Raw genomic sequence first — 21,081 nt, forward strand, 5'->3', positions numbered from 1 at the left:
GGCGTGAAATGGACCGTTTCGATGCAATGCAGGCCTTTGCCCGAGTAGTGGAAACCGGCAGCTTCACCAAGGCGGCAGCCACCCTGCACATGAGCAAGACCACCGTGACGCAGCTCGTTCAGCAGCTGGAAGCGAGGCTACGCGTGCGCCTGCTCAACCGCACCACACGCAAGGTCAATGTCACCGCCGACGGCGCGGCCTACTACGAGCGCGTCGTCCGGCTACTGGTCGATATGGACGACGCCGAGACCAGCCTGTCCAGCGCATCGATGACACCGCGCGGGCGGCTGCGTGTGGATGTACCCAGTCCACTGGCGCGAATGCTGCTGATACCCGCCTTGCCGGGGTTCTTTGCACGCTACCCGGAAATCCAGCTGACCCTGGGCGTGAGCGATCGCATCGTCGACATCATTGGCGAAAACGTCGACTGCGTGTTGCGTGGCGGTGAGATCACCGATCAGTTCCTCGTGGCAAGGCATGTGGGCGATTTGAAACTGGGCATCTACGCCGCGCCCGACTATCTGCAGCGCTTCGGTACGCCGGAGCATCCCCGTGAGCTGGATAAGGGCAGGCACAGTACCGTCGGCTTCCTCTGGTTTCGTACAGGCAAAACCTTGCCTTACGCGATGCAGCGGGGTGAGGAGCGCATTGAGGCCCGAGGCCGCCCGCAGTTGACGGTCGACGACGGCAATGCCTACCTCGCCGCTGGGCTGGCTGGGCTGGGCATGCTCTGGCTACCGCAGTACATGGCCAAACCGCACCTGGCCAGCGGCGAGTTGCTGCCGCTGTTTGAGGACTGGCACATGCCACCAATGCCGATGTATCTGGCATTTCCGCCGAATCGCCATGTCAGCGCCAAGGTGCGGGCATTTATCGACTGGGTGATGGAATTGATGGCCGAGCATGCGCCGGTGCTACGGTGAAACAGGTGCAAGCCGTTTCAGGGGATAGGCACTTTAAACACCTGCTTTTGGCAGTTCTCTGCCTGGCGCAAAGCGCTGCAATCGACCCAAAACGGCCGGTCAATCAAGGAAAGGATTAAACCACTGTACTAGTGCAAAGCATTGGCATCAGGCCGCAGCTTTTGGGTCTACAGTCTTGTATATCCGGCACTGGAAAAAACTGAAATGAACCTGTCGTCTTTGATCTCGCCGCCAAGGCATATCGTGCTGCTGGGCTATGGCGGTTTGCTACCGTTTTTGGGTCTCGCACTACTCATCCTCACTTCTCAAGAATATCGACCTTTTTGGGCGGAGGCGCTGGTCAACTATGGCGCTGTCATCCTGAGCTTCATCGGCGCCTTGCACTGGGGCTTCGGTATGTCAGTGCAAAACATGAGTGCCGAACTGCGCCGCGACCGGCTTATATGGAGCGTCATCCCGGCTCTTATCGGTTGGCTCAGCACGTTACTGCCGGTGCCATTGGGTTGCTTGCTGTTGATCGTCGGATTTGTCGTCCACTTCTGGCAAGACAGACAGTTGGTTCGGGTGGTGAGCCTGCAAGCCTGGTACCTGCCATTGCGATTGCGCCTGACTGTTGTGGCTAGCGTTTGCCTGCTCATTGGCGCAGTCGCTTTAGTTGTTTATTCGTGAAACCGCGCCTGCCCGAATCGTCTGCAGTGCCGGGCAGTCGCTTGTCGCGGCTGATGCGTTTTGGCAGTTTGGCCTCGGGCGTGGTGGGCGGCATGCTGGCCGAAGGGGCGCGGCAGTTGGCTCAAGGTAAACGTCCGGCGTTCAGTGACCTGCTGTTGACGCCGGGCAATGCGCAACGGGTGGCCGAGCAACTGTCGCAATTGCGTGGTGCGGCCATGAAAGTCGGACAGTTGTTATCAATGGATGCGGGTGATTTGTTACCGAGCGAGCTTAGCGACATTCTTTCTCGCCTGCGTTCCGACGCGCATCCGATGCCCATGAGTCAGTTGGTAAAGGTCCTTGACGAGAGCTGGGGTAAGGGCTGGGAAGGGCGCTTCGAACGGTTTTCCTTCACGCCATTTGCGGCAGCATCCATCGGCCAGGTTCATGCTGCGCAAGGCAAAGACGGCCAGCGACTGGCGATCAAAGTGCAATATCCAGGTGTGCGCGAAAGTATTTCCAGCGATGTGGATAACGTCGCTACTTTGCTGCGCATGTCCGGGCTGCTGCCTCACGGCATGGACGTCGCACCGCTGCTGCAAGAGGCCAAGCTTCAACTGCAAAATGAAGCGGATTACCTGAAAGAAGGCATGCACTTGCGGCGCTTTCATCAACTGTTAGCCGACAGTCCGGATTTTCTGGTTCCTCGCCAGTATGCCGAGTTCAGTACGCCGAACATTCTGGTGATGTCCTTCGCCGAGGGCGACCCGTTGGAGACCCTTGAACACGCGCCACAGGCAGAGCGCGACAGGATCATTACACTGCTGTTCGGCCTGCTTCTGCGCGAGGTGTTTGAGTTTCAGTGCGTCCAGACCGACCCCAACTTTGCCAACTACCGTTACCAGCCAGAAACCGGGCAGTTAGTGTTGCTCGACTTCGGTGCCACGCGCCTTTATAGCCGCAACAGCACCGAGGCATTTCGCAAACTGCTGGTTGCGGGCTTGCGTGAAGACCGCGCCGCCATCGCCGAGGCAGCGCTGGCTGTCGGCTACTTTCAGCCTGAAACCCTGCCCAGGCATCGGTTATTCCTGACTGACCTCATCTGCCAGGCCTGCGAGCCACTGCGGCATCAAGGCACCTATGACTTTGCGATGTCCGACCTCGCAGGACGCTTGCGCGATGCAGGGTGGCAACTGGGTGTCGATCGCGATTTCTGGCACACGCCACCGGTGGATGTCCTGTTTCTGCATCGCAAGGTCGGTGGGTTGTATATGCTGGCTGCGAAACTGAAGGCGAGGGTGAATGTGCGATGCCTGTTCGAGCCTTACGTAATTTGAGCGTTTCCCGAACGAGTGAAAGGGCTTGGTTGAGCACCCCTTGATTGGGCCTGAACTTGCCCGCTGTTCCGATGAAGCTTATATCCGCACCGTCGCCTTTAATGGCGATTCAGGTTTGGCGACGACTGAGTGACGTGATGGTTGTGACCTGCTGGAAGTGATCGGTAAACGGTTACGGGCGCAGGCGTCGGCGTAAATCAAAACGGGCACCTTGAAGGTGCCCGTTTTTAGGACTTCGACACCGGACGTTAGTGTCACGCCAGGGTTTTGCCAGTAATGAAAAAACAGCGGCAGAGTTGAAGTCGGCTTGAAACTATAAGCTCCGTGACATGAGGCAGTGCTCTTTCCCCCAAACCTCAAAGCGCTCCAGCACTTCCCAGCCGAGCTTAGTGTAATAACTACTCTGGCTGTGGGTGTGCAAATACAAGGTAGTGAATCCAGCATCCCTTGCATGACCGCAGATGCCTTCGATTAACTGCGCTGCGAGTCCTCTGCATCGAGCTTCAGGTGCGATGAAAACACACGCAAGCCATGGACCTAGCTCTGGCCGGTCAGACAGGTCGCTACTGGCAAGCGTAGCGCCACCTAGCAACTGGCCTCGTTCCGTTGCGATCAGGCACTTCCAACTGCCATCACGCTGTCCATCAGAGAATTCGTGTTGCCAACTCGAAAGAGATTGCTGCGCAAACTCGTAAGTGAATTCCCGATAAATCCATTCGGCCATCACGTCGCATTTGTCCATTTGACTATCCAGCCAATCCACTCGCAGCATCTGACACGCTCCTTATGTATTCGTCCGCACATGTAACTTCGCGGTGGCGGTTACGCAGTCGGTTTGAAGACACCAGCATCCACCAGCATCTCCACTAACGCCTCTGGCCATACCGTTTCTTTAGTAGATATCAGCTCGTGAGCGGACCACCAGTGATGATCTGCCATGACCTGAGTCTCGTGTAAGGTCCATTCAGAGTTGGAAACGGTCTGGTTTTGCGCGTGCACAATGAAATACTGCTCAACTGCGAACACTGTCTCGCCGCTGGGCAGGAGCATTGAAAAGCGCCGATCTGCCACAGGCCCTATAACAGCGTTGACCTGAATACCGGTTTCCTCACGCAGTTCACGTATTGCAGCGGCGTGGAATGTTTCTCCTTCCTCAAGACCACCGCCAGGGGTGGCCCAGTAATTTCTTCCGGCTAAAGCCCCCTCTTTATGAAGAAACTTGAAAAGGAGGACATCTCGAGAGGGGCTTAAGACCAGTAATCGTGCGGACTTTCGCTCACGCATTGGATGTAAATCTTCCCTGAAATTTTGAAATGTGGAGTGCCGCCCTGATCAGAAGGAGGTCACCCCATGGCTCGCGGCGTCACGATAGGGGAATGATACTTCAGCAGGGCTGCCTATGAAGCGATTCATCCAAGGTGGTTTTTGCTTTGATCATGAGCCAATGCATAACCTTGCGCTGTCAGCCTTGCAGTCAGGAACCTTAATGCTCGACGGAAGACCGGATGACAGTCGGCAAACGGCAAATTGTCGAGCGGAGCCCAAAAAAAGCTGAAGGTATGGCAATGGTCATCGAGCGTTTGATGAGTCCATTGCCGGGGCAAAAGTGCCGGCGTGAAACACAGTTGAAATGACCATATCTGATCGAGATGACCGGCGTCCCAGCAGCCCATATCGCTAACAACCGAGGCCGCTGCTATGCCCGATTCTTCGCTTAATTCACGCAGAGCGGCCTGAGCTGGCGTTTCACCTTTCTCGATTGTCCCTTTGACCAGTTGTGCGCCTGCACTTGGATGGCGGAATAGAAGGATGTGTGTACCAGGAATACTGGAGAGGATGACGGGGCAAGCTTTGTTCGGTGACATGGTGATTTCCTTATCGCACTGAAGCACGCATTTTACGACCTTATCCATTGCGTGAGCCGCCAGGTTTTCAGAAGTCTGGTGCTCCAACACCTGAACCATGGTTCAGTCTCCCTGGACATCCATCAGGCTCTGGGTTCGTCCCCGCTTTTCGCCACTGGCTCGTCTACTGACCATCCGGAATGCCTCGTAGAACAAACGGTGAATGCCGCGCTGACCGAAGCGTTTAATGCGGCGCAGGCGTTGTTTTTGCGTGAAAGGGCCTGGTTGAGGACCCCTTGATTGGACCTGACCTTGCCCGCTGTTCCGATGAAGCTTATAGTCCGCACCGTCGCCCTTAATGGCGATTCAGGTTTGGCGACTTGATCACAGAGAATGCGATGCCTATGTGCTTTATTTGCAGGGACCATCGCACCCGCAAAGCCGCTTTCAATGGCGGCTGTGCGCGGGAGACCTTCGGGTCTGCCGGTGTTCTCTGTGCCGGTTCGCCAACCTGCGTACAGCTGCCACCCAATCGTTTGGCGACGACTGAGTGACGGCATTGAGCCATTCAAACAGAGATCTTCAAATGAATCGATACACCCCCCTTTCCGGACTCGACGAGATTCCGGCCGCGCTGCTCATCGACACTCAAGCCCCACTCGACGTCCTCCTGGCCATGGCCGATTACCGCATCCGCACGGTCACTCAGGTGCTGGAAAACATCGCCTTCCGCGCCGAGATTGGTTGCGACACTGTCGTGCTGGCGGACTTTTCCAAACTGCTGGCCATTCCGCTGCGTGATGGTTGTGACCTGCTGGAAGTGATCGGTAAACGATTACGGGCGCAGGCGTCGGCGTAAATCAAAACGGGCACCTTGAAGGTGCCCGTTTTTTGTGGACTTTGATGCCGGACGTTAATCCGCTTACACGTCCAGGACGCGTTCCATCGCACCGCTCTGCAGCGTGCGCTAACAGGCAGATATCGGCCAAAAGCAGCCCTTCGCGGAGCTGGGCATCAAGCCAGGGATGGAAGAATATCGCCTTCAAACCAGATGCCATTGGCTTAGTGTTCACAAGACAAACGATAAATCCAGATACCTAGCATCGCACTTTACGATGCCTGATAGCGAAGTATGTGATTGGCGCAGCCACTCTGAGGGCCGCTATGGTACCTCGCAATGCGTTATCGCTCGTAACCAGCAGCGCACAGATAACAATAAAAGCGAGGTATACAAAGATGAGTGATTTCAAAGTTAGTGCAACTTCCAGCTTAGGCATCAAAGGCAAGCGCGTTGCTGTAATCGGCGCCGGCCCTGGCGGTATTGCTGCGGGTGTTGCACTGCACCTGGCAGGTTTTTCGGTGAAGGTCTTCGAGCGTCACTCCGAACTGCGACCTCTGGGGGGGGCAATAATTCTTAATGCCACTGGCATCGTCATCTTGCGCGGTTTGGGCGTACAGGTGGATGATATTTTTGCTGCCGGTCTTCCAGAGTTTCGCCGTCACGATGGACGAGTAAGAGTCAATTTTGACATTGATATGGAGTTGCTGAAGCAGGCCGGTGTAACCGGTTGGCAATCTGGAATGATGCGCTCCGAACTTTACGAGCGTCTGCTTGCGGCGGCGCCAGCAGACATGATCGTACCGAGCCACACGTTCAGCCATTATCAGGAACATGCCGGGGGCGTGACTGTTCACTTTGCAGAAGGTCAGACTTACGAGGCGGATCTAGTAATTGGGGCTGACGGGGTTCAGTCAAAAGTGCGTGAGCAGTTGTGGGGAGCATCAGAGCTGAAACACCTTGGCATTGCGGTATGGCTAGGTTGGTGCGAATTACAGGGGCCTGAGCGCAAAAAAATCGTCATTCAGCACAAACACTCCTACCAGATGGGTTACGCACCGCTTCGATACAAGGACAAGGATTGCTTTGAATGGTGGTTCGTCGAAAAATGCGAAGAAAATCAGGCTGAGCCGCGTGATCCAGCAGCGCACGTGCGGGATCGCATCAACGGATTTTCCTATCCGGTTCCGCAGATCCTTGAGGCTACGGATACCTCGCATAATCTGTTTCGCTGGGTCGTTAAATATCGGGATCCACTCAAGCAATGGTCAAAGGGACGAGTGACAATTATGGGCGATGCTGCTCATCCGACTTCTCCTTACGCTGCGTACGGTGCAGGCATGGCTATCGAAGATGGTTACTTTCTTGCGAAGTATTTACGAGGGCGCGACCTCAGCGACCCCAAAGCGCTGGAGATAGGGCTGCGACGGTATGACGACCAAAGAGTTAAATACACCAATCAGACCACGGCATTCGCTCGCTTCCTGGGGCGTCTGTATCACGGTGTGCCAGCTCCTTTGAATCGTCTGCGTGATCTTTTCCTTGATCATTCCAGCTTGCCAGAGAAGCTAATCAGCAAAGGCGTCACCAGCGAGGCGCAAGCTCTTTTGCGCGCGGTACTTAATCCTGTTGATTGAAAATGCTGAACCATTTTCACCCTTCCCTCGCGCATAGGTAACTACCGTTCCTTGATATACCCAGTGCGCGAGTGTTCCGGATTTGACATATCACGCTACTGCTTCGAGCATGATTGGCCGCTTTGGGTCGACAGCTGCCGTCATGAAGGGCAGAAATCGACCCAAAACTGACTCTCGTCATTTAATCTGGTTCTTCCAAGCGCCTGTGGCCGTAGGCAGAATAAATCACTCCAACTCAAGTTCCATGTGAATGATTTCTATGGGTTGCCCACCCACACCGTGGCTGAAAAAGCCGTGCCTTTGTGTCACAAAACCATGTTTTTTATAGAAACCTTCCGCATTCAAAGTCGACTCTACCTTTATAAAGCGGATCCCGGGCCCACGTGCATTATCAATACCTGTCTTGAGCAAATGAGCACCAAGCCCCTTACCGGAAGCCTCGAGAAGAAGAAAAAGCCGTGTCACTTCTCCTGGCTCTGAATCCACAAAGCCAACGATCTTTCCCAGCTGTAGGGCCACGACCAATTGTCCTTGTTTTATCAGTTGCTCATAAAACTCAGGGGTTCTTTCGCCCATCCAGCCATTGAGTTGCTCTGGGGTATACAGTCCGTTCGACAGCTCGGCTATTGACTGCCGAGTGACATGGAAAATAGCTTGACCATCTCCTGGCAGTGCTGCCCGAAGGGTAAATTCCTTTTTCATCTCCGCTACTCTTTTTTCTGATTTATGGTGCCGTTGAATCTTGCTCGAGGGTCCGCTTTTGGCCGATTTCTACCTGTCACTACTGACAGAAAACGACGCTTGGCGGCCGTTCAGGTCGGTGCTGTACAAATGAGTGATCGCCATGCGTTGAACAACGATCCTCTGGTTATTTGGTATATCGGTAGACCTTTGTTGTGCGCACCGAGAATCCCACGCCCTCGTATAAACGATGAGCAGATTCGCGATCTGGGTTGGAGGTTAAATCCAGTGTTTTCGCCCCGAGGTCACGGCTTTTTTCTATTGCAGCTTGTATGAGTGCCTTGCCAATCCCTTGGCCGCGAGCATTGGCATCTACTACGACATCTTCGATCCAGGCACGAATACCTGACGGAATACGAAAATGAATTAGGGTTAGCGCCCCCAAGACGCTTCCGCCATCGGCTGCTTTCACCACCAACAAATCGGAGCACTCTGAATCCACAATCTGCTTCAGATCCTCCATTTTCATCGCTTGAGCGTTTTTTGAAAGCTGTGGAAGAAGGTCGTTCAAGGATTGGAGCAATACGGGATCGGCTTCTTTAACCACCTCGACAAAAGCGGATTGGGTTGTCATTAGAGATCCTCAGCGAAGGGGTAAGACCCAGATAGTTAAGCTACCGAACCAGTGTCTTCGACATGATGATGGTGCGCTCGGACTCGTGAAATACCTCTCGGATTTTTTTAAAGCCAAGCGAAGCATAAAAGTCTTCAGCAGTGATAGAAGAGGGGACACGCAGCTCGTTGAGCCCTCCGGCTATGGCGATTGCTTGAATTCTTGTCATCAGCTGCCTTCCGATACCCCTCCCTTGATAGGCAGGCTCGACAAACACACTTCGGACAACGTCATGGTCAAGACTGGCTGTCGCAACGACATGACTTCCATATGTTGCTACGAACACCTGGCGTTGCGTCAACATACGAAGAATCGCCTGTGGAGAAAAACTTTGCCCCACTTGATTGATGATTTCGGGCGAATAGTCCTGAGCATTAGACTCTCGCAGGGTGCCAATGATGATCCGACTGATGGTTGGGGCATCCGCATCCATTGCGTTCCTAATTTGGCAATCCATTCAAACAGTTCCTTCCATGTGATTACTTGATCGTAGTGAGATGCGGCCCTGTTCGCTAGCATGAAGGGCTGCTTATGGCCGATCGCTGCCTGTCGCAAGGGGCTTCAATCGACCCAAAGCAACCCTTGATGTATGTTTATTGTCACAAAATGTTATTGGCATTCATGGAGGATTCTGACTGATGGCACGTGTGGGATTGATACTGACACCCGGTTTTGCGGACTGGGAATATGCTTTCATTGCTGGAACTGCGTCCCCGTTTTACGGGATCGACGTCAGGTTTTTCGCTCCTGCTACGGGTCAGTTCCGCTCGCAGGGTGGATTGGCTGTAACTGTCGATAGCAGTTTGCAACAATGTCTGGACTGGAAACCGGACGTTGTTGTCGTCATTGGAGGAATGGTCTGGGAAAGTGCAGAAGCACCGGATATTCGAGGCTTTCTTCATGCTAGTCGTTCAAATGGAGCGACCATTGCCGGTATCTGTGGGGGAACGCTGGCACTTGCTAGGGCCGGGCTTCTCGACACGGTTCCTCATACCTCGAACAGCGCTGACTTCTTAAAACAGAATGCCGTAGGTTATGAAGGGCGCACGCTTTATCGAAACAGTCCGGTAGCTGTGGTTGCAGACCGCATCATAACTGCTCCAGGCCCTGCACCCGTTAGCTTCACCTGCGCAGTGTTCGAAGGTGCCGGGCTATCTTCAGAGATCATTTCTCAGTTCAGGTCAATGTTGGCAGCGGAACATCGGTGACCGCTTCGTCCTACAAAACAGCTGATCCAGGTGATGTGTTCGAGTGGCCGCTCATGGCCGTTTTCTGCCTGTGGCGAGGGGCCGCAAACAAGGAAAGTTTCGTATCTGCGCGAAGAAATAGCACATAGGTTAATAGAGTCCATAAAAAGGCCGCTGCAAACACAGCGGCCAGAAGCCGTCTCCCGTTTTACAGTGGGAGGCAGTTACAACAGATATGACTCAAACTTTCGCTGGGTTCTGTTTCTCCGGGTCAATCCCATAAAGCGCAATCGCCTCAGCTACTTTTTCCCTTGGCACCCCTCCGTCATCGGCCAGCGCTTTCAAGGCCGCCAACGCGATGAAGTGGCGATCCACTTCGAAAAACCTGCGCAGCGATTCTCGGGTATCCGATTGGCCGAAACCGTCGGTGCCTAATGCCACGAAGCGCCGCATGGGCACGAACGGGCGGATCTGGTCGGCGAATATCTTCATGTAATCAGTCGCTACCACCACCGGGCCCTGCTTATCTTGCAGGCAACTTTCAACGTGACCGATACGTGGCGCCTCATCAGGGTGCAGCAAATTCCAGCGTTCGGCATCCTGGCCGTCCCGACGCAGTTCGGTCAGGCTGGTGACGCTCCACACTTCGCTGCTGACGTCGAAGTCCTGCTTCAGTAACTGCGCGGCGGCGATGATTTCTTGCAGGATTGAACCGCAACCCATCAGTTGTACATGCTTGCCTACGATTGGCTGCGCCGGGGCTGAGAGCCGATACATGCCTTTAAGAATGTCCTGCTCGATACCTTCGGGCATGGGCGGATGGGCGTAGTTTTCGTTCAGCAACGTGATGTAGTAATAGATGTCTTGGTTTTCGACATACATACGCCGCATGCCATCCTGGATGATCACGGCCAGCTCATAGGCGAACGTCGGGTCGTAAGACACGCAGCAAGGTACGGTTGAGGACAGCACATGGCTGTGACCATCGTCGTGTTGCAGGCCTTCGCCCATCAGCGTGGTCCTGCCGGACGTGGCGCCCAGCAGAAAACCTCGGGCACGGGCATCGCCTGCCGCCCAGGCCAGATCGCCGACGCGCTGGAAGCCGAACATCGAATAAAAGATGTAGAAGGGCACCGTCGTCACGCCGTGCGTACTGTAGGAAGTGCTCGCCGCGATCCACGAAGAAATTCCGCCGGACTCGTTCAGCCCCTCCTGCATGATCTGACCATCGCGCGCCTCCTTGTAATAACTCAGTTGGCCGGCGTCTTGAGGTGTGTACAACTGGCCGACGTGGGAATGGATGCCAATCTGACGGAACAGGCTTTCCATACCGAAGGTGCGTGATTCGTCCGGGACAATGGGCACGATCAGCTTGCCGATATTCGGGTCCTTGAGCAAAGTGCCGAGGATGCGCACAAATGCCATGGTGGTGGAAATCCCGCGCTCGCCGGTGCCTTGGAGCTGGTTGTCCAAGGCCGACAGTGGTGGGATCTGCAAGGGCTCGACCGCACTGAAGCGTGCAGGCACGTAACCGCCCAGTTGGGTGCGCCTGGCTTGCAGATAAAGGGCCTCGACACTGTCCGCTGCCGGTTTGAGGTAGGGCATGTCGCCCAGTTGATCGTCGGTGAGGTCCAGCGCGAAACGATCACGGAACGCCTTGACCGCGTCCTCACCCATCTTCTTGAGCTGATGGTTGATGTTCTGGCCTTCGCCGGCTTCGCCCATGCCGAAGCCTTTTACGGTTTTCGCCAGAATGACCGTCGGCCCTCCGGTGTGGCGCATGGCGGCGGCGTAGGCGTTGTAGACTTTTTCCGGGTCATGGCCGCCGCGAGAAAGCTTCCAGATGTCCTCATCGCTCAGGTCGCTGACCAGTTCCAGCAACTCAGGGTATTTGCCAAAAAAATGCTCACGTACGTAAGCGCCGTTCTGGGATTTGTAGTTTTGATAGTCGCCGTCCACGCATTCCATCATCCGCTGACGCAACAGGCCGCTTGTGTCCTTTTCCAGCAAGGCATCCCAACCGCTACCCCAGATTACTTTGATAACGTTCCAGCCGGCCGCCCGATACAGGCTTTCAAATTCCTGAATGACCTTGCTGTTGCCGCGCACCGGTCCGTCCAGGCGCTGAAGGTTGCAGTTGACGACAAAAATAATATTGTCGAGCTTCTCTCGACCCGCCAGGGAAATCGCCGCCAGGGATTCCGGCTGGTCCATTTCGCCGTCACCGAGGAACGCCCAGACTTTACGTCCTTGATGTTCTTTCAGGCCACGGTCTTCGAGGTAGCGCATGAACCTGGCCTGATACGCAGCGGTGATCGGTCCGAGTCCCATGGATACCGTCGGAAATTGCCAGAAGTCCGGCATGAGCCTTGGGTGTGGATATGACGAGACACCGTCGCGGTCAGTCTCACGGCGGAAGTTGTCCAGCTGTTCTTCGCTCAGGCGACCTTCCAGATAGGCGCGCCCGTAGATGCCCGGTGAAGAGTGGCCCTGGATGTACACCATGTCGCCGCCAAACTGCTCCGTGCGCCCCCGGAAGAAATGCTCGAAGCCGACGTCGTACAGAATGGCTGCCGAGGCGTAGGAAGCGATGTGCCCGCCCACATTCGAATGTTTGCCGGCGCGCAGCACCATGGCCAAAGCGTTCCAACGGATATACGCATTGATCCGGCGCTCTATTGTCAGGTCGCCGGGGTAGGGCTGCTGACGATCGACCGCAATGGTGTTGACGTAGGGCGTGGTGACGCGCCCGTAAAAATTACCATGGCGGCTGGCATCGAAATCCAGCATCTGATCGATCAGGTAGTGGGCGCGAGAGCGCCCTTCGACGCTCGCCACCGATTCGATGGATTCGAGCCATTCACGGGTTTCTTGTGGGTCTTCGTCGAGAAACAGGGGTTGTTGTGCCATCGTCGTCTCCTGAACAGTGCTGCAGCACCGAGCCGTTGGGTGCCTGACTAAGGGGCGTGGGTCGATGCCAGCCCTAAAGAATATTTGTAGTTGCATTTGCAACTACCTGCGAGAACTTAGCCTGCTACACGCTACAATTGCAACTAAATAGATTTCATGAAAAGGGTGATGCATGTCTTCAAGCGATCCGGATACGTGGTTCAGATTCGTCAGGGCGCACCGCTGCCTGATCCGGGAAATCGAGCGTCGGCTGGCGGCCGCCGGGCTGCCGGCTTACGCGTGGTACGACGCGTTATGCGGCCTGGAAAGCGGCCCTGACGGCACTCGGCGCATGAACGAACTGGCTGACGTGATGGCGATCGAGCGCTACAACCTCACCCGGCTGGTGGACCGTCTGGAGGCCGAAGGCTTGGTGAAACGCAGCCGTGCCAGCGATGATGGCCGTGGTGCGTATGCAGCCATTACAGAGAGCGGGAAAGTGCTGCGTAAAAAAATGTGGCAAATCTATGAAGGGGCGGTGGACGAGCTGTTTTTGTCGCAATTCGATGACGAGCAGCAGCGGTTCTTCAGTGACGCGCTTGAGCGGGCCGCAACGGCAGCGCGCAACAGTGGGCGAGCGGGTTGACCCTTGTTTGGTCATTGCAGCAGATAACGGTCCATGGCCTGTTCAACGCACGCCTGCGCGATAACACCTTCCTGGGCCAGTGCTCGCAGAGCGAGTACCACGATCCAGCGTTTATCCACCGTTTTGCCCGAAGGTGTTTCGGTTGAATCGGCGCCGAGCGCCACGAACCGTGACTGGACATGCCCACCGATCTGATCGGCGACATGCTGGGCATAACCGGTCACAGCCACCACCGGGCAATTATCGGCGCTCAGGCAGTCGAGCAAATGCGACGACCGCTGCGGTCTGTCGGGATGCATCCGGTTCCAGCGTTGTGCCTTGTCTGCATCACGGGCCAGGCGGGTGTAGCTGGGGCAACTCCAAAGCTCGCTTTCGACGCCTCAATCATCACGCAACATCTGCGCCGCTGAGGCCACCGACTGCAAGGCCAGCCCCGCGCCCAACAAGCGGACTCGGGGATGCCCGGAATCTGTATTAATTTCGTTGAGTTTGTACATGCCCTTGAAGGCCTGGCTCGCACTCAGTTGGCTGATGGGGGCGACTAAATCATTGGGTTCATCGTGAAGCGCCATGTAATAGAAGCCGGCATTGCCTTCCACATACAAACTTTGCAACGCAGCTAGCGCAATGGCGTGCGCTTCGGCACCGCTGGCGGGGTCGAAAGGCAGGCAGTGCGGGTTGGCGGCCAGCCAAAGCGGAACCCAGGGGTGAGCGCCTTTAGGCCAGCGGGAGGGCAGGGTTTCTATGTCATTGCACAGAATGCCCCGGCGGGCGGACTCGTTTGAAAGTGCGCAAAGTTCGGCTGATGTCGCAGAACTGGTCAGGTACAACAGCGGTTTTTCGCTGGCGCAGGCAATAGGGCTAAAGCGCAGAGGCCAGGCGCTGATACGTCTGTGACAGCTTTCGACTCGAGACTGCTTGTCGGACCGGATGACCCAGACATGCCTGGCCGTTCCCGGATCCCTTTCAAGTCGGTTGGCGATATCGATCATGGTGTAGAGCGGAGAGGAGAAGCCAGCGGTGTATTGCTGTGCCGGGGTTCGGATTTTATCGATGCAGGCCTGAGCGGCAAGGCGGGTATCTGGTGTTTTGCTGAAGCTGGAAAAGCCGATCATATTCCAAAAAACTCCGTGCGTTCCGTCAAGCTTGCACCATACTGCACGCCTTAATATGATTGCAAATGCAATTAGATTGAGATGGGATGGAGTTTCCTCATGAGCGCGTCTTACCCATCGCCCTGTAGACGCAAGCCAGTGTGCGCAGCGCTTGAGCGACCGTCCGCTTCGGCCGGTTAATGCCTGTCGCGAAGGACTGCAATTGGCCGACTGCTGTCTGTAACGAAACGCTCCAATCGTCACAAAAAAGATGGCCGGCCCTATCGGGAAATGCTCGATCTCGCTCCCTCAAACGCCTCCTATTTGATACGTGGTACCGAACAGAAACACCTGTTGCAAAATTCCGTCTCGTTCAACCAACCGCACCGGGGCCGTTCCGCCCGGCATTATTACTCGCACATGCCCGGCATTGACCCAACCGGCCATCCACGCCGCACAAGCCACGGCACTAGCACTGGTGCCTGAAGATGCTGTCGGCCCTTCTCCTCGCTCAAAAATCCTTGCTTCGATTAGGCCTTCGTTCACCACGTAAGCCCATTGAAGATTGATGCCCGCAGCGCATGGTTCTCCAACGCCAAATTCGCCCTCCCCGAAGGCGATTTTTCTCAGTACATTATTCAAGGGTTCCCGATTCAGCGAGTCGAAACCGGGCAGCGCTTGTCGATCCGATACCAACGTTACGCAGTGTGGATTACCAATCCTGATGAACACACTGTGTGCCCATTTTCCGTCGATTTGCTTTAAGCGCTTCACCGAGCTGACTACACGACCATTTAACTCAGCAGCATCGATGTTGGAGGCGTTGGCATCGACAGCGTGCGGCCCGAATTCCGGCTTACCCAGATCCAGCCAAAAACCTGCAATATCATCGTAATTAGCTCGCTCGACCATTACCGCCGTCGGAGAGTGATTTTTGTCGTGATGCACGCGCATCGTGAACGTCGTTTGGTGTGGCACAAGCCCTCTGTTGGCAAGGGATTGGGCAAAAATGGTCAGCCCATTGCCACTGCGTTCAGCCAGGGTGCCGTCTGTATTCACGATGAGTAGATCAAAAGGCGCCGTGTGCTGGAACGGTCCGATCAGTAGGCCGTCCGAACGATATTCCTTGGTCCCTGCAGGTTGCTGCCCTTCAGGCCAGGTGCATGAGACGCTGATCGCCTGGGAGGCCCAATCCAGGCGTCTCATCGCCGCCGCCTCAGCGTCAAGGGGCAGATCAACACCCTGGGCACGCAGCGCCTGCGGGCTGACGACCCCATAAATGTTGCCACGTGCATCGTAAAACTGCGTCATTGCTGTTCCTCGGCAGTGAGTGCAATAGGTGTATGAGATTCTAACGATGCCCGGCGTCCCAGGAGCCCATATCGCTAACAACCGAGGCGGCTGCTATGCCCGATTCTTCGCTTGGTTCACGCAGAGCGGCCTGAGCGGGAGTTTCACCTTTCTCGATTGTCCCTTTGACCAGTTGTACGCCTGCAATTGGATGGCGGAACAGCAGGATGTGCGCGCCAGGAATACCGGAGAGGATGACGGGGCAAGCCATGTTCGGTGACAGGGTGATGTCCTTGTCGGCGATGAAGCATATATCTATCTGGAGGGGAGACCGCAATGCGCTGCTGGGGATTTCCAACAGCGTCATGCTGGTGGAGGTCACGGCGAATCGCGTGTTGGAGCAGATTGATCCGCCGGAATTTTTGTCGGATCAAAAGATCGCAGCCTCGTTGCACTCGACAGCTCCTACACGGACCGGTTGGACGCATTTGTCCGATCGCTCGACAGCCGAATTCAGCGAAAGATAAGGAGCGGAAAAGGAGGACATCTCCAGAAGGGCTTACAACTAGTCTTTAAGAATTTTCGGCCTCAGGTGCACTGAAGGCCTTACTGTAGTAACCAGACTGATCAAAACAGCACACGTGCTTCTTGCCGGATGCAAGCATTTCGCAGGCATCACCCATTCGTTTTGCGCGTGTCTTGAGTTGCTTGGCTGAAGTAATCCAGTGTATCCAGTCCACCCGTGCGATGGTCGTCGTACCGTTCCAGACTTCGCGCGCCTCTGGATTGGCTGCCAGTGCCTCCTGGAAATCTGCCGGGACGTCAGGCTCAGGCTCCTTCTTGGCTGGGCTTAGCTCTATCGTGACCCTATCCCCAGCGGCCGCGCCTGCGGCCTCGCTTAATTCCTTACTGACCCGCAGCCAATGGCTCAGCTGACCATCGGGCTCAAGCGTTGCCTGGAATGGGTGCCCATTGAGCGTGCCTTCAACCGTCGTCCTTCCTCGCCTCGGCAGTTGTTCACTCGCATCTTTGGGCAGTACCAAAAATGTCCACGACTTATCATCACCAGGCTTTGCCGGACGAAGCAGCTTTGCTTCGAAGCGGGATGTCACATCGACTTTTGTCATGGCAATCCTCCGTGTGAACCCTAGCCACCTTGCGGTACTACCCGCGCGTCATTACCCGACCCCTGGATGTACACCTTCATGCCTTTGCTCAAGGACGAATTGATCGGCTGAGTGACGGATACCAGCACGCCGCTTCTTACCCGCACGATGATCTGCTGCGCCTCCACCGGCTGATCGTACTGTTTTTTCTCTGCGTAATTACCGCCGACCGCACCGGCAAGCACGCCGGCTACCATGGCGACATCGCGGCCGGTACCGCGACCGATCAGGCTGCCTATGCCCAGACCGCCAAGGCCGCCGAGTACGGCGCCGACACCGCTGTCGTGGTTGGTCTGCATCTGCGTCAGGGAAATCTGCTCGATGGTCCCCGAGCGAATCTCGACTTCACCGGCACCACCATCGGTGGAGTTCACGGCGGAGCAGGCACTGATCAACACCGCCATCAACGTAAGCGTTAGCCAGGAATGGATTGCTTTCATTTGCGTGCACCTCGTTATGGATGGCAGATGGCAAAATAGGTGATTGCCTTTGGCCTAGCTGCGGATGAAGGCCCATAGATCGGCGCTGACTTTGTCGATCGCTGCCTTGAAGTCCTTGGCGGTGATTTGCTGGCTGGCATTGGACAGTTGGCTGCCAGCCACCTTACGCACCACTTTGGCCACCGTCTGATTGTTGCTTGGGTCGATGAACTCGGCTTCGATGAACAGGTTGGTATCCTGGTCGCGATGGCCGGTGGCGGCTTGCGCCGCGCCGACCACGGCTGCTACCGGAACGACCTCATACCACTTCATTCCTTCATTGGAAGCGCTTATCCCGGTAATGGCCGCGCGCAGAATCAGGGGTTTTGAGCCGCGAGGGGCTTTGGCCTGGCTCGACACCACACGGTATTTCTGGCCCAGCACTCCACTGGCTTTGTCGCTCATGTAGTTGCGGATGTCATTGAGCGTCTGCTGGTTGACTCGTTCATCGGGCTTGGGTGCCGGATAGAGCTCCAACCCGTTGAACACGACCGTGTCGTAAGCATTGGCATTCCACGAAGGACTCACCCAGCGCATCGCTTTCTCACCGGTGGTGGTGGTCACTTGCTGCAGGTTGTTGTAGTTGGACAGGTAACCGGAATACTGCTCGCGCTCGGTAACCTGGGACGTGCAACCGCTGAGCAGGACAACGCTTAGTGCGCTGCCGATCAGCATTGTTTGCGAAAGATTCATGGTGCGGTGCTCCCTGGATTAAGTCGTTCTTTATATGGGCAATCAGAAACGCCAAGTCATGTTCCCGGTCACGGCTTGAATCCAGGCGCTATCGAATTGACCGGAGATTCGATCACCTGAGAGGGATTTGGTCTGGTCCACCGGCATGTCGCCCAGCCAGACCAAGGCCCAGCTGAGATTGATGTCGGTATCCTTGTTCAGTGCATAGGTGGCCCCCGTCGCCAGGCGCCAGGATTCGGCCATGGGCACGGTGACGGTGCGGTCATTATCCGAAACCGCGCTGCTGTCGTAGGCCACGCCCAGATTCCACCACAGTTGCTCGGTGGCTTGGTACTGCGCGCCGAGTGCCAGTTGCCAGGTGTCCTTGTAGTTGGCGTCGATGGTGGTCGATTGCGTACCGGCTACCGCCGTGTCGACCTGGACGCCGACATCGCCGAACGCTGACCAGTCCTGCCAATTGACCGAAGCGAGCAGGGCCCACTGCCGGTCCAGTTGCTGGAACAGGCTCAGGGTGACGGTTTGCGGCACCGTCATGTCGAGTTGGGTATTGAGGCCATTCAAGCGATTCAGGGCGAGACCGTTGCCTTTGACGTCCAGGCCGTCCTCGAAGTCCAGGTCGACCTTGCTGGTGTAGGTTACGCCGATGCGCGTGCCGGGTTGCGGGGCGTAGATCACACCGACATTAGCGCCGAAACCCCAGTCCTCATCCTTGTACTTGAACTGGCCGTCGCCACGGTCGGTGAGGCCCAACGGTGAGCGGTCGATCGCAGTCTGCGCCTGAATCTTCCCGTACATGGCTTTGACGCCGACACCTACCGACCATTGCTCATCGAAGCGGTATGCCACGCTGGGTACCATGGACAAGCCGAGCAGGCTGGAGTTTTGCGCGAAGTAGCGTCCGGACCAGTCATTGTCGTAGTTGACGGCCAGACCAAAGTCGCCGTACTGGCCAAAGCCCACGCTCCAGTGGTCGTCGAGTTGATGGGTGATGAAGAAGCTGCCGCCTGGAATGGGGTCGAGGCCATTGCCACTGCCACTGCCGGCGACATTAGTGTCGTTGTCGCGATCGAATTTGAGATTGCCGTACAGCACCTGCAAACCGCCGGTGATCTGCGTGCCTGGCAGGTAACTCATGCCCGCCGGGTTGCTGGCAATGGTCGAGGGACCCTGAGCCCGTGCCGCGGCACCGGCGTTGGCGAGACCGGCGTTATCGGTGCCGATCTCGTAGAGCAGGATGCCGCCGGCTTGGGCTTGCTGGCAGCACAAAGCGAGCAGGATGAGGGCGGGCAGAGACGCTGTTTTGTTCAACATGTGGATACCTCAGCAAATCGTCCGTGACGAAAGCGGGTGGCCGTTTCAGCCACCCGAGATTCGCTGAACCTACTTGGCCATCTCTGCACGAGCCGCTGCGATTTTGGCTTTGACAGAGTCGAGGTTGAAGCTCGCGCCTTTTTGCATCGGCGGATATTCAATCGCGGTTTCAGCCAGCTTGGCCACCTGCTGTTGCACGAACACGAAGCGCCAGAATTGATACTTGAACCAGTCAAAATACTGCTGCGAACCTTGCGCAGACTGATTTTCCGGCCAACCCATGCGTTCGAACGGGTCGAGACGCAAGTTGGTCAGGATCGGAACATCCATGGCTACTTTGGCACCCATCCAGCCGCCTGGCTGGTCAATAAAGCGATATTTGTAGTCGTCGATGCGCACCGCACCCAAAGCACTTTCGCCGAAGTAAAAGATTTCATGGCGATTGGATGGTCCTGTACCGGTGATCATCGGAGTCTGGTCGTAGCCGTCGAGGTGAACCTTGTAGGTGGTATCACCCAGTTGTTTGCCCTTGAGCAGTTCTTGGGTGATGTTTGGGTTACCCGCCGCGGCAACAAAGGTCGGGAACCAGTCCATGCCGGACATGATGCCGTTTCCGATAGTGTTGGCCGGTACTTTGCCAGGCCAGCGAACGATCGCCGGAACCCGGAAGCCGCCTTCCATGATGGTGCCTTTACCCATGGCAAATGGGGTGGTACCGCCATCTGGCCAGGTGAAGTTTTCCGCGCCGTTGTCGGTGGTGAACACCACAATGGTGTTGTCATCCATGCCCTCTTTTTTCAGCTTGGCCATGACGTCGCCGACGATATCGTCGAGTTGCGCCATGCCGGCTTCCTGTTCCGACCAGCCATTTTCAGAGTTGCGCATCTTCTCGTACTTATCGGAAAGGTGAGTGACGATGTGCATTCGGGTTGGGTTCAGCCACAGGAAGAAGGGTTTGTTGTCCTGCTTGGCCTTGTCGACGAAGGCGAATGCCTTGTCGCGAATTTCTTCGTCGACAGTTTTCATCCGTTCTGGATAGAGCGTGCCGGCGTCTTCAATCTTCTGTTTGCCGACCTTGCCCCAACGTGGCATTTCGGTGGTGTCGTCAATGGTCGTCGCCCAGCTGTGCACCATGTTGCGCGGCCCGACGGTGGCCAGCAGCTCTTGCGGGTAGTTGGGGTGCGCAGGGTCTTCCATGGCATCCAGGTGATAGAGATAACCAAAGAACTCGTCAAAGCCGTGCACGGTGGGCAGGAATTCGTTCAAGTCACCCAGGTGGTTCTTGCCGAACTGGCCGGTGGCGTATCCCATGGATTTGAGGGCGGTGGCGATGGTGACCGCTTCTTTGGGAATCCCGATCGGTGAGCCCGCCTGGCCGACTGTGGTCATGCCAGTGCGAATTGGCAGCTCGCCGGTAATGAAGTTGGCGCGACCCGCCGTGCAACTGGCCTCGGCGTAGTAGTCGGTAAAGCGCATGCCTTCAGCGGCAAGCTGGTCAAGATTGGGGGTTCGACCGGCCATCATGCCCTGGTTGTAGACACCGATATTGGACCAGCCAATATCATCGCCCATGATCACGACAATGTTAGGAGGTGGCTTGTCGGCTGCTTGAGTACTGAGCGATAGCACCAGTGCAGATAACAACAGGGGGGCAGCGAACATCAATTTGAGCTTAGTCCGGTTCATATCGAGATCCTGCGAACTTTCGTTGGCTACGGAGGACAGCCCCCCCGGCTACCCTGAAA

At 56.0% G+C, this 21,081-nt stretch carries 22 protein-coding genes and 2 pseudogenes; 8 read left to right on the forward strand and 16 right to left on the reverse strand.

From position 1 onward, the window contains the following. Positions 1 to 8: 8 nt before the first annotated feature. From EQV97_RS01135 to EQV97_RS01145, 3 genes are all read left to right on the forward strand, one after another. Entirely contained in the window at positions 9 to 923 is a 915-nt protein-coding gene (locus EQV97_RS01135) for a LysR family transcriptional regulator (protein ID WP_240888190.1), read from the forward strand. Between the two features lie 204 nt (positions 924 to 1,127). Next, positions 1,128 to 1,592 (forward strand): DUF3429 domain-containing protein, encoded by a 465-nt coding sequence (locus EQV97_RS01140; RefSeq protein WP_240888191.1) that lies wholly within the window; start codon positions 1,128 to 1,130, stop codon positions 1,590 to 1,592. Next, the gene (locus EQV97_RS01145; RefSeq protein WP_240888192.1) at positions 1,589 to 2,908 is read left to right on the forward strand and encodes an AarF/ABC1/UbiB kinase family protein; all 1,320 of its coding nucleotides are present in this window, start codon (positions 1,589 to 1,591) and stop codon (positions 2,906 to 2,908) included. The genes EQV97_RS01140 and EQV97_RS01145 overlap by 4 nt, the downstream gene beginning before the upstream one ends. A 313-nt stretch (positions 2,909 to 3,221) precedes the next feature. Here the strand turns inward: EQV97_RS01145 and EQV97_RS01150 are convergent, their stop codons facing one another. From EQV97_RS01150 to EQV97_RS01160, 3 genes are all read right to left on the reverse strand, one after another. Beyond that, positions 3,222 to 3,680, reverse strand: a complete 459-nt coding sequence (locus tag EQV97_RS01150) for a GNAT family N-acetyltransferase (protein WP_122840000.1) — start codon at positions 3,678 to 3,680, stop codon at positions 3,222 to 3,224. A gap of 50 nt (positions 3,681 to 3,730) precedes the next feature. After that, the gene (locus EQV97_RS01155) at positions 3,731 to 4,192 is read right to left on the reverse strand and encodes an NUDIX domain-containing protein (protein WP_240888193.1); all 462 of its coding nucleotides are present in this window, start codon (positions 4,190 to 4,192) and stop codon (positions 3,731 to 3,733) included. Positions 4,193 to 4,317: 125 nt separating this feature from the next. Further along, positions 4,318 to 4,773 (reverse strand): NUDIX domain-containing protein, encoded by a 456-nt coding sequence (locus EQV97_RS01160; protein WP_240888662.1) that lies wholly within the window; start codon positions 4,771 to 4,773, stop codon positions 4,318 to 4,320. A 111-nt stretch (positions 4,774 to 4,884) separates the two neighbouring features. On the opposite strand from EQV97_RS01160, the pseudogene EQV97_RS01165 reads away from it, so the two are divergent. From EQV97_RS01165 to EQV97_RS01175, 3 genes and pseudogenes are all read left to right on the forward strand, one after another. Beyond that, positions 4,885 to 5,052, forward strand: a pseudogene (locus EQV97_RS01165) (hypothetical protein); the annotation flags it as partial. Between the two features lie 286 nt (positions 5,053 to 5,338). Further along, positions 5,339 to 5,611: a hypothetical protein gene (locus EQV97_RS01170; protein WP_240888194.1), complete on the forward strand. Its 273-nt coding sequence runs from the start codon at positions 5,339 to 5,341 to the stop codon at positions 5,609 to 5,611. Positions 5,612 to 5,988: 377 nt separating this feature from the next. Next, the gene (locus EQV97_RS01175; RefSeq protein ID WP_240888195.1) at positions 5,989 to 7,227 is read left to right on the forward strand and encodes an NAD(P)/FAD-dependent oxidoreductase; all 1,239 of its coding nucleotides are present in this window, start codon (positions 5,989 to 5,991) and stop codon (positions 7,225 to 7,227) included. Positions 7,228 to 7,452: 225 nt separating this feature from the next. Here EQV97_RS01175 and EQV97_RS01180 read toward each other — a convergent pair whose 3' ends face one another. The 3 genes from EQV97_RS01180 to EQV97_RS01190 form a co-directional block, all read right to left on the reverse strand. Further along, positions 7,453 to 7,929 (reverse strand): GNAT family N-acetyltransferase, encoded by a 477-nt coding sequence (locus tag EQV97_RS01180; protein WP_225570803.1) that lies wholly within the window; start codon positions 7,927 to 7,929, stop codon positions 7,453 to 7,455. Positions 7,930 to 8,095: 166 nt separating this feature from the next. After that, positions 8,096 to 8,542, reverse strand: a complete 447-nt coding sequence (locus EQV97_RS01185; protein ID WP_240888196.1) for a GNAT family N-acetyltransferase — start codon at positions 8,540 to 8,542, stop codon at positions 8,096 to 8,098. Positions 8,543 to 8,582: 40 nt separating this feature from the next. Next, complete coding sequence (locus EQV97_RS01190; protein ID WP_240888197.1) at positions 8,583 to 9,038, reverse strand: GNAT family N-acetyltransferase; 456 nt, start codon at positions 9,036 to 9,038, stop codon at positions 8,583 to 8,585. Between the two features lie 181 nt (positions 9,039 to 9,219). Here EQV97_RS01190 and EQV97_RS01195 point away from each other — a divergent pair, with 181 nt between their 5' ends. Next, positions 9,220 to 9,789: a DJ-1/PfpI family protein gene (locus tag EQV97_RS01195; protein ID WP_225570815.1), complete on the forward strand. Its 570-nt coding sequence runs from the start codon at positions 9,220 to 9,222 to the stop codon at positions 9,787 to 9,789. Positions 9,790 to 10,008: 219 nt separating this feature from the next. On the opposite strand, the gene aceE is transcribed toward EQV97_RS01195, so the two are convergent. Then, positions 10,009 to 12,678, reverse strand: coding sequence for a pyruvate dehydrogenase (acetyl-transferring), homodimeric type (gene aceE, locus EQV97_RS01200; RefSeq protein WP_240888198.1), 2,670 nt, complete (start codon positions 12,676 to 12,678; stop codon positions 10,009 to 10,011). 172 nt (positions 12,679 to 12,850) lie between these two features. On the opposite strand from aceE, the gene EQV97_RS01205 reads away from it, so the two are divergent. After that, positions 12,851 to 13,303, forward strand: coding sequence for a MarR family transcriptional regulator (locus EQV97_RS01205; RefSeq protein WP_240888199.1), 453 nt, complete (start codon positions 12,851 to 12,853; stop codon positions 13,301 to 13,303). Between the two features lie 11 nt (positions 13,304 to 13,314). On the opposite strand, the gene EQV97_RS28965 is transcribed toward EQV97_RS01205, so the two are convergent. From EQV97_RS28965 to EQV97_RS01245, 9 genes and pseudogenes are all read right to left on the reverse strand, one after another. Then, entirely contained in the window at positions 13,315 to 13,602 is a 288-nt protein-coding gene (locus tag EQV97_RS28965; RefSeq protein ID WP_346769705.1) for a hypothetical protein, read from the reverse strand. 81 nt (positions 13,603 to 13,683) lie between these two features. Continuing rightward, a complete protein-coding gene (locus EQV97_RS01210) occupies positions 13,684 to 14,418 on the reverse strand; it encodes a hypothetical protein (RefSeq protein WP_346769706.1) in 735 nt (244 codons plus the stop codon). Between the two features lie 288 nt (positions 14,419 to 14,706). Beyond that, a complete protein-coding gene (locus EQV97_RS01215) occupies positions 14,707 to 15,708 on the reverse strand; it encodes a diaminopimelate epimerase (RefSeq protein WP_240888200.1) in 1,002 nt (333 codons plus the stop codon). Positions 15,709 to 15,754: 46 nt separating this feature from the next. Further along, positions 15,755 to 15,970: pseudogene (locus EQV97_RS01220) on the reverse strand (NUDIX domain-containing protein); the annotation flags it as partial. Between the two features lie 289 nt (positions 15,971 to 16,259). Beyond that, complete coding sequence (locus EQV97_RS01225) at positions 16,260 to 16,814, reverse strand: YdeI/OmpD-associated family protein (protein WP_240888201.1); 555 nt, start codon at positions 16,812 to 16,814, stop codon at positions 16,260 to 16,262. A 20-nt stretch (positions 16,815 to 16,834) separates the two neighbouring features. Continuing rightward, the gene (locus EQV97_RS01230) at positions 16,835 to 17,293 is read right to left on the reverse strand and encodes a glycine zipper 2TM domain-containing protein (RefSeq protein ID WP_240888202.1); all 459 of its coding nucleotides are present in this window, start codon (positions 17,291 to 17,293) and stop codon (positions 16,835 to 16,837) included. A gap of 54 nt (positions 17,294 to 17,347) precedes the next feature. Next, positions 17,348 to 18,025: a DUF3313 domain-containing protein gene (locus tag EQV97_RS01235; RefSeq protein ID WP_240888203.1), complete on the reverse strand. Its 678-nt coding sequence runs from the start codon at positions 18,023 to 18,025 to the stop codon at positions 17,348 to 17,350. A 42-nt stretch (positions 18,026 to 18,067) separates the two neighbouring features. Further along, positions 18,068 to 19,336: an OmpP1/FadL family transporter gene (locus EQV97_RS01240; protein WP_240888204.1), complete on the reverse strand. Its 1,269-nt coding sequence runs from the start codon at positions 19,334 to 19,336 to the stop codon at positions 18,068 to 18,070. Between the two features lie 69 nt (positions 19,337 to 19,405). Further along, on the reverse strand, positions 19,406 to 21,022 hold the full coding sequence (locus tag EQV97_RS01245) for an arylsulfatase (RefSeq protein WP_240888205.1): 1,617 nt from the start codon (positions 21,020 to 21,022) through the stop codon (positions 19,406 to 19,408). Positions 21,023 to 21,081 lie beyond the last annotated feature (59 nt).

This window comes from Pseudomonas sp. TMW22090 (assembly GCF_022496665.1).
In the GTDB taxonomy this organism is placed as follows: domain Bacteria; phylum Pseudomonadota; class Gammaproteobacteria; order Pseudomonadales; family Pseudomonadaceae; genus Aquipseudomonas; species Aquipseudomonas gregormendelii.